The sequence below is a fragment of the Ruegeria sp. N4 genome (assembly GCF_056531425.1).
On the sequence record NZ_JBQFLT010000007.1, the window covers coordinates 52,421 to 64,814 of the forward strand.

The following is a 12,394-nucleotide window of genomic DNA, read 5'->3' on the forward strand; positions in this document are numbered from 1 at the left end:
GTCAACGTGATTGCGCAGGATATGGGATATTGGCCCGACTTATCCACAATATCTTGCCGAATTACGTAAATAATCGGGGTTTTCAATACGGCGTACACTCGAACACTTCGTAGGCATAGCCGCTGGACGCGCCATAGTTGATACATTCGTAATTGGGTCGCGAGATGGCGGTCAGCAGCAAGCGTTCCCCCGCCTCGCGATCACAGCCCAAAACGCCGACCGTCACTGCCGCATCACCCAGCACATCCAGGATCGGGCAACCCGACACCTGCGCCATGGCCAGCGCTGCATGGTCCCGGATCGGGCCAAGGCGTGGGGCGTATTGTGCGTTGACGCGGACCGCCTCGGCCAGTTCGCCGCGTACGCGCACGTCAAACACACTGCCGTTTACGGCAACGCGCGTGACAGGGACGTTGCGAAAATGGAGCGTGCCAGCCGAACAGGCCGCAAGCAGTAAGAGGGCGAGATACCGGATCATGCCGCAGGGTTGCAGCAAATTGGTTAACAGATCCTTTCCGCGTCAGGCCCGCAGCACGTTGCCCAACCTTTGGATTCCCTCGCGGATCGTTGCCTCATCCGAATTGGAAAAGCTCAGCCGGATGGTGTTGGCCCCGCTGCCGTCCGGAAAGAACGCCTGACCGGGCACAAACGCCACTTTCTCGGTCGCCAACGCACGCGCCAGCAGGTCGGACCCGTCTGTGCCCACCGGAAGCGTGACCCAGATGAACATGCCGCCCTCCGGGTGGGTCCAGACCACACCATCCGGCATGTGCTGCTGCAAGGCGGCCAGCATCGCATCGCGCCGCGCCTGATAGGTTGCGCGGACCTTGGGGATATGGGTTTCGAAACACGCCTCGGCCACCTGATGCACAGCCATCTGGTTGATGGTGGCCGAGTGCAGATCAGCGGCCTGTTTCATCAGCACCATCTGCGAGATGACCGGCTTGGCAGCGACCACCCAGCCCATCCGCAATCCCGGTGACAGTGTTTTCGAAAAGCTGCCGCAATAGATCGTACGGCAGTTTTCAATCGTTCCTTTCTGCGCAAGTTCCAGCGCCAGAACCGGTGGAATAGCCTCGCCATCATAACGCAGGGCCTGATAAGCCCCATCCTCGATCACCGCGAAATCCAGCTCTTCGGCCAGGTCCAACAGCGCCTCGCGCCCGCGCAAATCCACGGTCTCTCCGGTCGGGTTCGAGAAATCCGGTGACAGATAGGCGAACTTGACCGCCCCATCCCCCGCAGCATCGCGAAATTCGGCGGCACCGCGATTGCCGTTGATGCTGAGCCGGTTAAAGCGCGGCTCATAGGCGTTGAAAGCTGCCAAAGCCCCAAGATAGGTCGGCCATCCGACCAGGGCGGTATCGCCCGGCGACAGGAACAGCTTACCAAGATAGTCCAGCGCCTGTTGCGAGCCCGAGGTGATCAGGATGTTGTCGACCTCGCACTCGACCCCGATCTCCCGCATATGGCGGACCAGCCACTTGCGCAGCGGCGCATAGCCTTCGCTGACCGAGTATTGCAGCGCCTGCGCCTGCGTATCGGGCCCAAGCGCCGCCTGGAACGCCTGCGAAAACGCATCTGCCGGGAACAGGGCCGGATCGGGGATTCCACCAGCGAATGAGATGATGCCGGGCTGGTCCAACAGCTTCAGCAATTCCCGTATCTCGGACGCTTTCATTCTGGACGTGCGGGTGGCGAATAGGGTCTGCGCGGTCATGAGGCTCCTCCGATCTCAATTCGGGCAGCCTATGCAGAACAGCATTAAAGTCAACAATGCTGACCTAATGTTTCAATCAAAGTGAAACCGCCCTTCTTGAACCCGAACCCCCACTGTGGTCATATGTTTTGACCAATTTCGGACGTGTATATGCCCTTTCAAAAAGTTCAGACCGAAAAGCTGTCGAGCGCAGTTGTCCGGCAAATCGAATTGCTCATCCTGCGCGGCATCCTGCGCCCCGGCGAGCGTCTGCCGTCGGAACGGGAACTGGCCGACCGCATGGGCGTGTCGCGCCCGTCTTTGCGGGATGCCATTTCCGATCTGCAGGACCAAGGGTTGCTGACCGCAAAGGCCGGATCCGGTATCTATGTGGCCGAGGTTTTGGGCTCGGCCTTTTCCCCGGCCCTGATACGATTGTTCAGTAGCCATGACGAGGCGGTGTTCGACTATCTGTCCTTCCGCCGGGATATGGAGGGGCTGGCCGCCGAGCGCGCAGCGCGGCTTGGGTCCACCAGCGACCTCAAGGTGGTTCAGACCATTTTCGACCGGATGGAGACGGCCCATGACCGCAACGCCGCCGAAGAAGAAGCCAGGTTGGACGCCGAGTTTCACATGGCCATTATTGAGGCCAGCCATAACGTTGTCATGCTGCACATGATGCGGTCGATGTACGATCTGCTGCGGCAGGGCGTGTTCTACAACCGTCAGATGATGTTTCAGCAACGTGCCACGCGTGAGGCCATTCTGGACCAGCACCGCGCGATCAACACAGCCCTGCAAGCTCGGGATCCCGAGGCCACCCGTTTGGCGGTCGAACAGCATCTGGATTTCGTCGAGCGCTGCATGAAGGATCAGCAAAAGGCCGAACGCAACGAGGCGATTGCACAGCAACGCCTGGCGCATGAGACGGGTCAAGCCTAGGCGTAGCAACCGCTTTGGGCACCTGAAACAAAAAAACCCGGCGACTGCGCCGGGTTTTCTTAATTCGGGATAGGCAATTGTCAGTGCAGCTTTTCGCCCACGTCAGCAATGGCCGCATCGATCAGCTTGTTGGCCTGAGCGGCCGTCATCTGCTGGGCCAGCACCGCGTTTGCCGCCGAAACGGCAACAGTGATGGCCTGATCGCGCACTTCCTTCACAGCCGAAGCTTCTGCCGACGCGATCTGGTCCTGTGCGGCCACCAGACGGCGCGCGATGGATTTCTCCAGATCGACCTTGGCTTGCTCTGCTGCCAGCGCCGCGTCATCCTTGGCCGCAGCCACGATGGCATCCGCCTGCGTCTGCACTTCGCGCTGCTTACGCTCGTACGAGGCCAGCAGGCTGCGCGCTTCTTCATGCAGGGCGCGGGCTTCGTCCAGTTCGGACTTGATGCCCTCGGCCCGGTTGTCCAACGCGCCACCGATCATGCCGGGGACCTTGAAGTAGAACAGGACCGCGATGAAGACGATGAAGCCCAGAGTGACGACAAAGTCCGTATTGCCAAGCGAGAAGAACGGGCCGCTTGCGGCCAGCACCGGGCTTGCGGCACCGAAGGTCAGGATAAGGGCAAGAGTGTTCCGCATGTCACTTATCCTTTCATCTGCGCGTCAACGGCACCGTCGATGGCTTTGGCATCCGCCTCGCCGCCCAGTGCTGTGACCAGTTCAGCCGCCGTATCCTTGGCAACCACTTGAATGCTTTCCAGCGCACCGGCACGGATGTCGGCAATTGCCTTTTCCGATTCAGCCGCCTTTGCAGCGATTTCCGCGTCCGCCTTGGCAATCGCGTCGTCCAGACCAGCCTGGATTTCGGCGCGGGCTTCCGCTGCGATACGCTGTGCCTCAGAACGGGCATCGGCCAGCGCCTTGTTATAGGCCTCTTCAGCCTCGACCGCTTTGGCCTTCAGATCTTCGGCCGCAGCCAGGTCATTTGTAATGGTCCCCTGACGTTCAGCCAGGATTGCCGCGATGCGGGGCAAGGCCACGCGGGACAGGACCAGAAAGATGACGACCAGCGTAATGACCAGCCAGAAAATCTGGTTGGGGAACCAATCGAAGCAGAGCTGCGGCATCCCGATGGCAGAGCCATAGGAGTCGACGCACGAGCCGGCTACCTCTTTAGTAATGGGTTCAGTCGCCATGATATCCTCCGTCGGAAACTTGTCTTTACAACAGGTGGGCCGCTATGGCTTGGGCCCACCTGCGCGTAAGGATCAGGTTCCGCAGATTATACGGCGAACATCAGCAGCAGCGAGACCAGGAATGCGAAGATCCCCAGGGCTTCTGCGAACGCGATACCGATGAACAGGGTTGCGGTCTGCGAAGCAGCCGCCGAAGGGTTGCGCAGGGCGCCGGCCAGGAAGTTGCCTGCAACGTTGCCCACCCCGATTGCGGCTGCGCCGGAACCGATTGCTGCCAGGCCTGCGCCGATGTGTGCGAGATCGCCTTCCATGATGTATCTCCTTACGAATTGGAAGTTTCGATGTTGGGTTATCGTTCCTGCGTAGGATGGGTGATTTCACCCATCTTTAGTGATGCGGATGCAGAGCGTCCTTCAGGTAAACACAGGTCAGAATGGTGAAAACGTAGGCCTGGATGAAGGATACGAGGACCTCAAGGCCATACATTGCGGTAATCGCCAGAACGGACACGGGCGAGATCGCGGCGATCGCGGCAAAGCCTGCGAACACCTTGATAACAGCGTGGCCTGCCATGACGTTACCGGCAAGACGAATGGAGTGGCTGACCGGGCGCACGAAGTACGAGATCAGCTCGATGATCGCCAGAATGGGACGCAGCGCCAGCGGCGCGCTGGACACCCAGAACAGGCTCAGGAAGCCTGCGCCGTTCTTGACAAAGCCCAGCACGGTCACGGTCAGGAAGACCGACAGCGCCAGCGGGATGGTCACGGCGAAATGCGACGTTGTGGTGAAGGACATGGGGATCATGCCCAGGAAGTTCGCGCAGACGATGAACATGAACAGGGTCATGACATAGGGGAAGTACTTGACGCCTTCCTTGCCGCAGATGTCTTCCAGCATCTTGTAGATGAAGCCATAGGCCAGTTCTGCGACCGACTGCATCCGGGTCGGAACAATCGCGCGCTTCGAGGTCGGCACGATCAGCAGCAGAATGATGGCCACGATCGCAAGGAACAGCCACAGCGTCACGTTGGTGATCGTGAACATGCCCACCGCACCGTCACCGAACAACGGCTTAACGATGAACTGATCCATCGGGTGGAAAACCAGGCTGCTGCCTTCTGCTGCGGTGGTCTCAGTTGCCACGTTCAGTCCCTCTCGTCCTTCTCGGCCGCCTCAGCCGCCGCTTGTTTCTCTTGAACCTCTTTCGCGCTGCGGAGCATAACCTTCACGCCCGAGACAAGGCCCAGCAATGTGAACAGCACCAGAAAGATCGGGATCGTCCCGAACAGGCTGTCCAGCCCGTATCCGATGCCAAATCCGATCCCCAGACCGGATACCATTTCGATGACCATCCTCCAGGCAAGCTCGCCCCCGGACACGTCAGCATCCGCACGAGGCTTTGGCGCTTTCGCCTTTTTCGCCGCGTCGATCTTGGCCTCCAGCTGCGCCATACGCTGCTTTTGGTCGTCATCGGTCACGGACGTTTTCCTCGCACAGTCTTGGGGCTAGGTGCTAAGGGGCGCAGGGCACAGAGTCAACGGTGTTGAGCGCCCGAATTGCCGCAGGATAAACGCCTGTTTTCATTCGGTATTTTTGCTGGGGAGGTGCAGGTAAATCGCAGGTCAAAGGGTGGGCAATCCGAAATCACCCTGAATCCACATATTCAACCAAATGGTTGACCAAACTCCGGCGCTGTGGTTCAGCGGGATCATGTCCGACGACCTTGACACCGTATTCGCCGCCCTGGCCGACCCGACCCGGCGCACCATCCTTGCGATGTTGCTTGAGGATGATATGGCCGTCACAGACGTGGCCGAACCGTTCGAGATGTCGCTGGCCGCGATCTCGAAACACCTGGTCATTCTGACCAAGGCCGGGCTGATCTCTCAGGAAAAGCGCGGGCGGGTGAAGTGGTGCAAGCTGGAGCCCGACGCCTTGCGGACGGCCTCGGTCTGGATGCAGGGCTTCGGACAGTTCGAGCCGGTGAACCTGGACGCGTTCGAGCGGTTTCTTGAGGTCGAACTGCCCGCGACGGATGGCGCGGATGACTCGCCTACCTGACGACAAACACGGACACTTTGGCGTGTTTCGCCAGATACCCGGCATGGCTTGAGAAGATATAGTCCGTGATCCGAGGCGCGTGTGTACCCACAACGATCAGATCGGCGCCAATTTCTTCGGCTGCACGCGTCAGATCCCCATCAACTTCGACCGCAACATCGACTGAATGGATGTTCTTAGTGCCGACCTCTGCGCCGCTCTTGGCCGACAGGTCATCAGCCAAAGCCGCAAGGTCCTTGGCGATAGAGGCGTCCGATGCGGTGACATCACCGGGTTGGGTTCCGGTCACGCTGACCAGGGTCACACGTGCGTTTTGCCATTTGGCCATCTCACCCGCCACAGCAACGGCTTTTTGCACTTCGGGCGGCAAGTGAAGATCGACGGGGATCATGATGTGATTGAACATTTCGTCCTCCTCTTCCTTGTGGAAAGTATAGAAGACATGCCCCGTTTCAGCCTTGATCTGCCTCAACGGAGGGGCTGTTCGCCCCCTTGGCGAACAACACAGCCGAACCGCAATCAGCCGGGTATGACGCTGTAAATGACGCCTGTTGGGTCCGCCGAACACGTCCATGGGCGGCTTTGCCCGGCAACAGTAACCGCTGTGACGGAGCCCCGTGGGTCGGGCTGCGTTTCCAGCGCCTTGACGTCTTCAATACGTGTGCCGCTTTCGGCAGAGACCAGCGCCTCGCAACTGGCTTGCAGCGATGTCTCGTTGCCGGAGCCCTGCAAGTTGTTTTGCGCACACGCGCCCAGTGCGATCAAAACCGCGCCCGTTAGAATTGGCTTCATTCCCCTGCCCTCGTTTTCGTTTTGGCCGGTGGGATGCTGCCAGAAGCTGATGGGAACACAAGCGTCAATCTGCACTGCGCCGAAGGGATGCCGGCTCGGGGATTTCCTCTTTCAGCAGCAAGAGAAGGGCCAGAATTGTCAGGGCAATGCCCAACACGATCAGCCCGGTCGGCACACCGTTGCCCAACGCAATCTCCCACAGGATGACCCAACTGGGCACCAAATAGGTATACGCCATGACTTTGGCCGAGGGCAGCTTCAGCGCCGCAAACTGGACCAGAACGAAGCTGGCTGCCGTTGCAAAGAAGGACAGGTACAGCAGCCCGATCCAGACGATGCCCGGCAGGCTGAACCAATTGGTGCTGATAATATCTGACCAGCCGAAGGCCGTCAGCAGGACGCACCCGGCCAGCAGGGTGCCAAAGGTGAACACCACCGCCGGTTCGCCCCGGTTCAGCTTGCGGACCATGGGCGTATAGATTGCGTGGGCGACGCAGCCCACGAAATAGATGACCTCACCCACCCCGATCTGGAAGGCCCGGAACAACTGCCAGTCGGCGCGAAAAATCACCCACAATGCGCCGACCGCCCCGACGGACAGGGCCAAAGCCATCCGCGGGGTTGTGACCTGCCTCAGCAACACCCACCCCGCAATGGCCGAGACAACCGGCGTCAGCGTGAACACGGCGGCAGCACTGACCGGCGGAGCGGTCTGCAGGCCGTAGAACATCAGGACAAAATAGGTGGCGAACAGACCGCCCAGAACCAAATAGCGCCACGGGGCCTGCGCGGCGGAACGTGGCACACCGGTCGTGGCATAGGCAGCAATCCCAATTACCACCGCCGCAATCGCAAAGCGCACCGCGTTCAAAGCGGCTGGGGCGATCTCATTCGCGATCATCGACCCCAGCGAGAAGCTGCCTGCCACCAGCGCCGAAAAGCACAACATGGCCAGATGGCCACGGGCGTGCGGCGTCATGGCAGCCAGGTCCGCGACTGTTCCTTCAGGAAGGACAGGAACGCCTGCACCTTGGTCGTGCGATGCAGATCGACATGGGTGACCAGCCACAGTTTGCCGGACCATTCGGGCAGGCTGTCCATCACTTCCTCAAGGTCCGGGTATCTGGCAGCCTCCCATCGGGCCATGAACCCGATCCCGGCCCCGGCCCGAACGGCCTCGGCCACGGTGAAGTTGTTCGAGCACCGGAATGTCAGCGCCTCGGCCGGGGCGTTGGCCCGCAGCCATTGCGAAAACGGCGCGCGGCTGTTTTCGTCATCATTTCCAACAAAGGCGTGCTTGGGGAAATCCTCGACACTTTGCGGCTTGCCCCGACGGGCGACGTAATCCTTGCTGGCAAACAAGCCCACGTCCTGTGTCACGAAGGGCTGCACAACATTGTCCGGCTGATCCGGCGCTGACCCGGCACGGATGGCAACATGCGCCTCGCCATATTCAAGGCGAAACAGGCGGTCCCCGGTCAGATAGCGCACGATCAACCCTGGGTGGGCCTTTTGGAACTCGCTGAGCGTGGGCACAACCAACGGTACCAGCGACGCCAGCGAGGTCACCACCAACTCGCCCGAGACATCGTCGCCCCGGCCCTTCATCCGACCCACAAGCTGGTTGAACTGATCCTCGGTCGCCTGCGCCACGCGCAAAAGATCTTCACCCGCTTCGGTTGGCGTATATCCCCGCGCGTGACGCTGGAACAGTTTCACACCCAACCGCGCCTCGATCGCGTCGATATGGCGGATCACGGTTGCATGGTGCACGCCCAAAACCTCGGCCGCGCCGCTGACGGTTCCCATCCGCGCGACCTGATATGCGGTTCTCACTTCATCCCAATTATCCATGGCAAAGCTATCTTTGTGCAATTTCTAACAGATACTGTTGATGTATCCGACTTTTGTTCGCCAGCGCAACAATCATATTGAGCCCAGACCACATCACCCCTGATCGAAGGACTGCAGAAATGACCAAAACCATTCTCCACATCGACGCCTCGGCCCGCCGCACCGGATCGGCAACACGTGATCTGTCAGACCGTGTCGTCAAACATCTGGGCGCCGGGCGCATCATTCGCCGTGATCTGGCCTCGCCCCTGCCGCTGCTGACCGAAGACTGGATTGCCGCGAACTTTACCCCGGCAGATCAGCGCGACGCGGTTCAACGGGATCAACTGGCCCTGTCGGACGAGCTTGTGAACGAGCTTCAGCAGGCCGACACAATCGTCATTGGCCTGCCGATCTACAACTTTTCGGTACCCGCCGCGTTCAAGGCGTGGATCGACCTGGTTGCCCGCGTGGGTCTGACCTTTTCCTATACCGAAAACGGCCCCAAGGGACTGCTGGAAGGCAAACGTGCCGTGCTGGCCATCGCCTCGGGCGGCACCGCCGTGGGGTCCGAGATCGACTACGCGTCCGGCTACGCAAAGCATGTTCTGGGCTTTATCGGAATTCACGATGTGGATGTCGTCGCCGCGGACCAATTGGCCATCGACCCTGACGCATCAGTGCAGAATGCGCATAAGGCCGTATCCGAACTGGCCGCCTAAACCGGCACTGGTCTTCGCGACCAGAAATGTCCAATCTGCAAAACAGGTATTTTGCGGGTTGGACATTCAATCATGAAAAAGATCGGAATTCTGGGCGGAGTCGGCTGGGCCTCGACCGTCGACTACTACAGAGCCATCGCCGAAGGGGCGGGCCGATATTTTGCCGCGCGCGGCCACGGCTCGCCCCTGCCCGTACCGCCGATGACGATCGAGTCGGTGATGCAAGCCAGAACACGGGCTCTGCGCGGTGTGGCCGGAAACGAAGAAAGCTGGGCAGAGTTCGACGCGGTCTTCCGCGACGCGCTGCTGACCCTTGAAAACGCAGGGTGTGATTTCGGCATCATTGCGTCGAACACGCCCCATGCCCGCCTGCACGCGATCCGTCAGGGTGTTTCGATGCCCATCCTCAGCATCTTCGATGCCACTGCCGAAGCCACCGCAAAAACCGGCGCATCACATGCGCTGGTGCTGGGAACAACCGTGACCATGCAAGCGACCAACTATGCCGAAAGGCTGGCGGTCGAAGGCGTCACCGCAAACGTCCGACTGCCGGATCCGGACGTCGACGAGATGCAGGCCATGATCGACAGCGATTTTTATGGCGGCGCGTCCGGGACCGCGCACGCCCGTTTGCTGGCCTTCTGCAACCGCCACGCAACACCCGGCACCGCTATTCTGCTGGCCTGCACCGAACTGCCGCTGGCCTTCCCCAACCACCTGGACGACCCGGTATTCGAGGCAGACGGGCATCTGTTCATCAACCCCTCAGCCGCCCATGTGGCCGCCGCCCTGAAACAGGCGCTGCCCGCGGACTAAAGCGCCCGCCCCTTCTTCTGTTCAAAAATACCTCCGCCGGAGGCACGTGCGCCTGAAAGGCGCGCGTTCAGTCAGGGCAGCCACGTCACCTGACAGCCGATCTTTTCGAAAAACGCCATCAGATCATCCCGCGACATCGCAACCGTCCGATCATTGACCAGCGGATGCATGTAGATCACATCGGCCTGCTGTGCAGCGGCATCCATGAAAAAGCGCAGATCATTCTGCACCCCGTTGATCATGGCCAGCGGGCTGACCGCGCCGGGCCGGATACCAAGGTTCTGCAACAACCGATCCGCCGAGCCGAACGACAGGTTGCCCACACCCAGCTCTGCCCCCAATGCCTTCAGATCGATCTCGCGGCTTTGTTCCAGCGTCACCAGATAGTTCCGCTTTTTCTTGTCGCGCAGATACAGGTTCTTAAGGCGCAGCGCGTTCTCTCCGGGCACCATGAACTGATCCTCGACGGCCTTCGACTCTTCGACCGTGCGCAGCGGAGGATGAGTGTGCAGCCGGTAAACCAGCCCCCAATCGTCCAGTTGCGCCAACAAGGCGTCGGAACTGAGCGGCAGCGTGTCCTGAAAAGCGGATGATGCGTCCATCGTGACCTCCTGTCTGACGCGCTCATCGCGCAACAAAGATGGAAATTCAAGCCACGACAGTGCCAGAATTCAGTGTTAGCGTGCCGCCATGAAAGTGTCGCGCAATACCCCGGACCAATTGATCCTGACATACACGCCCTGGTTCATCGGCATCACGCTGGTCTTCTTCATCCTCGCCTTTGTCGGAGCAGGTCTGTTCATGGTCAGCGAAGGCGGCGAGGGCATTCTGTTCGGTCTTTTCTTTGCACTCTTTGGAGGAGGATTGGGGTTCGGCGCGTTCTGCACCTTCGTCCGGCGCGTTCAGGTCATACTGGACCGCAACAAGGGCAGCATCGTGGTCCGCAGGCAGTCGGTCTTTGGCTATGACGCGGTCGAGCATACGCTGTCAGACCTGTCCCATGCCGAGATCGAAAGCTCGGTGTCGCGAAGCACCAAAGAATCGTCGACCCTCTACCGCCCGGTCCTGATACTTGACCAAGGCATGAGCGCAGGGCGGCATCCCATCGTCGAGGCATTCTCAAGCGGACGCGGGGCGCACGGATTGGTGGATGCGATCAACGATTGGCTGCCCGCTGGCGATCAGAAACCAGATCGGGAACAGGCCTGAGGGTTACACGGCCCGACCATGTTCCAGCCACATCCGCTCAGCCGGGGTGACCATGCCGGCCATCCGGGCGTCATATCGCGCCATCTCGGCCTCGGTCAGCTTACCTTCCCACTTGTTGCTGGTGCCTGACGAGAAAAACTGCGCGAAATCGCGAAAGCCGCTGGTAAACCCCGGCGTCTGGGACAGGCGTCTGGCATTGTCTTTCATCGACCCGAAACTTCCCGCCTGGGCAATCCCGTCCACCATGCGGTCGTCGATGTCCATTCCCATGATCCCGGCCAATCGCCTGACCTGCCCCGGCAAGTCGCGGCTTAGCTCGGCATAGTGCAGGAAATGAATGTTGGGCAGGTCGCGATAATCCCAGAAAGACCGGAAGTGATGCACGAACGAGGCCAGCGTCAGATCATCGGTCCCTTTGGTCGAGGCCGGGCGGTCCAGAAACATCGCAAACGCTTCGGACAGGTCGTCGGGAAACAGATAGTCCAGCCAGTCTTCGGTCATGTTCTCGACATGGCTACGCAGCGAGAAATGCACATCGACCGGATGACGATGAACCACCAGATACTGGGCATCCGGCGAATAGGTGATGCCATCCAACGGTGTATGCGTCTTGATGCAGCGCCTGTGATCCTGAACCTCCAGTGAATTGGCCTGCGCGACCCGGTCGCGAAAAGCGCAATCCAGCCAGGGCGAGACCTTGTTGTCATAGATCGACGGATCGGCCTGTTCGGTAATCAGCATTCGCACCAGTGTCTGCGTCCAGGTGGTTCCGCATTTGGGCGGCGTGCAGACAAACAGATCGTCAGGGCGTATCCGGAATTCGGGCCAGATATCCGTATTTGTCACCGGACCCGCGTAGTCGGTGGTCCGCTGTGGAAATGTACCGCTCACCTTCACCCTCCGACCTTTGCATCCTGCTTGCCGACGCTACACCACAGGGGGTTCCATACAAAGCGCCTGTCTTGACTCGGTGCCTTCGGGCGCGTAGACGACGCGCAAACATCCGGAAGAAACCATCCTTCCGGTCCCTTGAGTCGTTCAGGGATCGCCCCCCACCAGCGAGTTTCGCCCGTGGGGGCAATGCCATTTGGCATTACCCCCACGTATAATTCTGTGGGA

Annotated in this window: 18 protein-coding genes; 5 read left to right on the forward strand and 13 right to left on the reverse strand. The window is 60.0% G+C overall.

The features are described 5' to 3' along the window. Positions 1–82: 82 nt before the first annotated feature. Together ACR0LW_RS12300 and ACR0LW_RS12305 are read right to left on the reverse strand one after the other, a co-directional pair. A complete protein-coding gene (locus tag ACR0LW_RS12300) occupies positions 83–478 on the reverse strand; it encodes a hypothetical protein (RefSeq protein WP_480882811.1) in 396 nt (131 codons plus the stop codon). Between the two features lie 42 nt (positions 479–520). Continuing rightward, the gene (locus tag ACR0LW_RS12305) at positions 521–1,720 is read right to left on the reverse strand and encodes an aminotransferase-like domain-containing protein (RefSeq protein ID WP_480882812.1); all 1,200 of its coding nucleotides are present in this window, start codon (positions 1,718–1,720) and stop codon (positions 521–523) included. 150 nt (positions 1,721–1,870) lie between these two features. Here ACR0LW_RS12305 and ACR0LW_RS12310 point away from each other — a divergent pair, with 150 nt between their 5' ends. Then, a complete protein-coding gene (locus ACR0LW_RS12310; protein ID WP_480882813.1) occupies positions 1,871–2,641 on the forward strand; it encodes a FadR/GntR family transcriptional regulator in 771 nt (256 codons plus the stop codon). Between the two features lie 80 nt (positions 2,642–2,721). Here the strand turns inward: ACR0LW_RS12310 and ACR0LW_RS12315 are convergent, their stop codons facing one another. The 5 genes from ACR0LW_RS12315 to ACR0LW_RS12335 form a co-directional block, all read right to left on the reverse strand. Further along, positions 2,722–3,282, reverse strand: coding sequence for a F0F1 ATP synthase subunit B (locus ACR0LW_RS12315; protein ID WP_480882814.1), 561 nt, complete (start codon positions 3,280–3,282; stop codon positions 2,722–2,724). Positions 3,283–3,287: 5 nt separating this feature from the next. After that, positions 3,288–3,839, reverse strand: a complete 552-nt coding sequence (locus ACR0LW_RS12320) for a F0F1 ATP synthase subunit B' (RefSeq protein WP_170454717.1) — start codon at positions 3,837–3,839, stop codon at positions 3,288–3,290. A gap of 86 nt (positions 3,840–3,925) precedes the next feature. Beyond that, positions 3,926–4,150 (reverse strand): F0F1 ATP synthase subunit C, encoded by a 225-nt coding sequence (locus tag ACR0LW_RS12325; protein WP_005981269.1) that lies wholly within the window; start codon positions 4,148–4,150, stop codon positions 3,926–3,928. A gap of 76 nt (positions 4,151–4,226) precedes the next feature. After that, positions 4,227–4,985 carry a F0F1 ATP synthase subunit A gene (locus tag ACR0LW_RS12330; protein ID WP_170454719.1) on the reverse strand — a complete coding sequence of 253 codons (759 nt, stop codon included), beginning with the start codon at positions 4,983–4,985 and terminating at the stop codon, positions 4,227–4,229. A 2-nt stretch (positions 4,986–4,987) separates the two neighbouring features. After that, complete coding sequence (locus ACR0LW_RS12335) at positions 4,988–5,320, reverse strand: AtpZ/AtpI family protein (protein WP_480882815.1); 333 nt, start codon at positions 5,318–5,320, stop codon at positions 4,988–4,990. Between the two features lie 232 nt (positions 5,321–5,552). On the opposite strand from ACR0LW_RS12335, the gene ACR0LW_RS12340 reads away from it, so the two are divergent. Continuing rightward, complete coding sequence (locus tag ACR0LW_RS12340; protein WP_170520223.1) at positions 5,553–5,903, forward strand: metalloregulator ArsR/SmtB family transcription factor; 351 nt, start codon at positions 5,553–5,555, stop codon at positions 5,901–5,903. Here the strand turns inward: ACR0LW_RS12340 and ACR0LW_RS12345 are convergent. The 4 genes from ACR0LW_RS12345 to ACR0LW_RS12360 form a co-directional block, all read right to left on the reverse strand. Then, entirely contained in the window at positions 5,896–6,309 is a 414-nt protein-coding gene (locus ACR0LW_RS12345; protein WP_480781571.1) for a universal stress protein, read from the reverse strand. The two genes, ACR0LW_RS12340 and ACR0LW_RS12345, sit on opposite strands and share 8 nt — an antisense overlap. A gap of 113 nt (positions 6,310–6,422) precedes the next feature. Beyond that, on the reverse strand, positions 6,423–6,695 hold the full coding sequence (locus tag ACR0LW_RS12350; RefSeq protein WP_480781572.1) for a hypothetical protein: 273 nt from the start codon (positions 6,693–6,695) through the stop codon (positions 6,423–6,425). A 64-nt stretch (positions 6,696–6,759) separates the two neighbouring features. Further along, a complete protein-coding gene (locus ACR0LW_RS12355; protein WP_480585301.1) occupies positions 6,760–7,674 on the reverse strand; it encodes a DMT family transporter in 915 nt (304 codons plus the stop codon). Next, positions 7,671–8,549 (reverse strand): LysR family transcriptional regulator, encoded by an 879-nt coding sequence (locus ACR0LW_RS12360; protein ID WP_170454731.1) that lies wholly within the window; start codon positions 8,547–8,549, stop codon positions 7,671–7,673. The genes ACR0LW_RS12355 and ACR0LW_RS12360 overlap by 4 nt, the downstream gene beginning before the upstream one ends. Positions 8,550–8,668: 119 nt before the next feature. Between ACR0LW_RS12360 and ACR0LW_RS12365 the strand changes: the two genes are divergently transcribed. After that, positions 8,669–9,250, forward strand: a complete 582-nt coding sequence (locus ACR0LW_RS12365; RefSeq protein ID WP_170454733.1) for an NAD(P)H-dependent oxidoreductase — start codon at positions 8,669–8,671, stop codon at positions 9,248–9,250. Positions 9,251–9,322: 72 nt separating this feature from the next. Then, positions 9,323–10,066 carry an aspartate/glutamate racemase family protein gene (locus ACR0LW_RS12370; RefSeq protein WP_480882816.1) on the forward strand — a complete coding sequence of 248 codons (744 nt, stop codon included), beginning with the start codon at positions 9,323–9,325 and terminating at the stop codon, positions 10,064–10,066. A 71-nt stretch (positions 10,067–10,137) separates the two neighbouring features. Here ACR0LW_RS12370 and ACR0LW_RS12375 read toward each other — a convergent pair whose 3' ends face one another. Beyond that, positions 10,138–10,668, reverse strand: a complete 531-nt coding sequence (locus ACR0LW_RS12375; protein ID WP_480882817.1) for a prolyl-tRNA synthetase associated domain-containing protein — start codon at positions 10,666–10,668, stop codon at positions 10,138–10,140. Positions 10,669–10,756: 88 nt separating this feature from the next. Here ACR0LW_RS12375 and ACR0LW_RS12380 point away from each other — a divergent pair, with 88 nt between their 5' ends. Then, positions 10,757–11,275 carry a hypothetical protein gene (locus ACR0LW_RS12380; protein ID WP_480882818.1) on the forward strand — a complete coding sequence of 173 codons (519 nt, stop codon included), beginning with the start codon at positions 10,757–10,759 and terminating at the stop codon, positions 11,273–11,275. A gap of 3 nt (positions 11,276–11,278) precedes the next feature. Here ACR0LW_RS12380 and ACR0LW_RS12385 read toward each other — a convergent pair whose 3' ends face one another. After that, positions 11,279–12,166, reverse strand: coding sequence for a sulfotransferase domain-containing protein (locus ACR0LW_RS12385; protein WP_480882819.1), 888 nt, complete (start codon positions 12,164–12,166; stop codon positions 11,279–11,281). Positions 12,167–12,394: the final 228 nt, after the last annotated feature.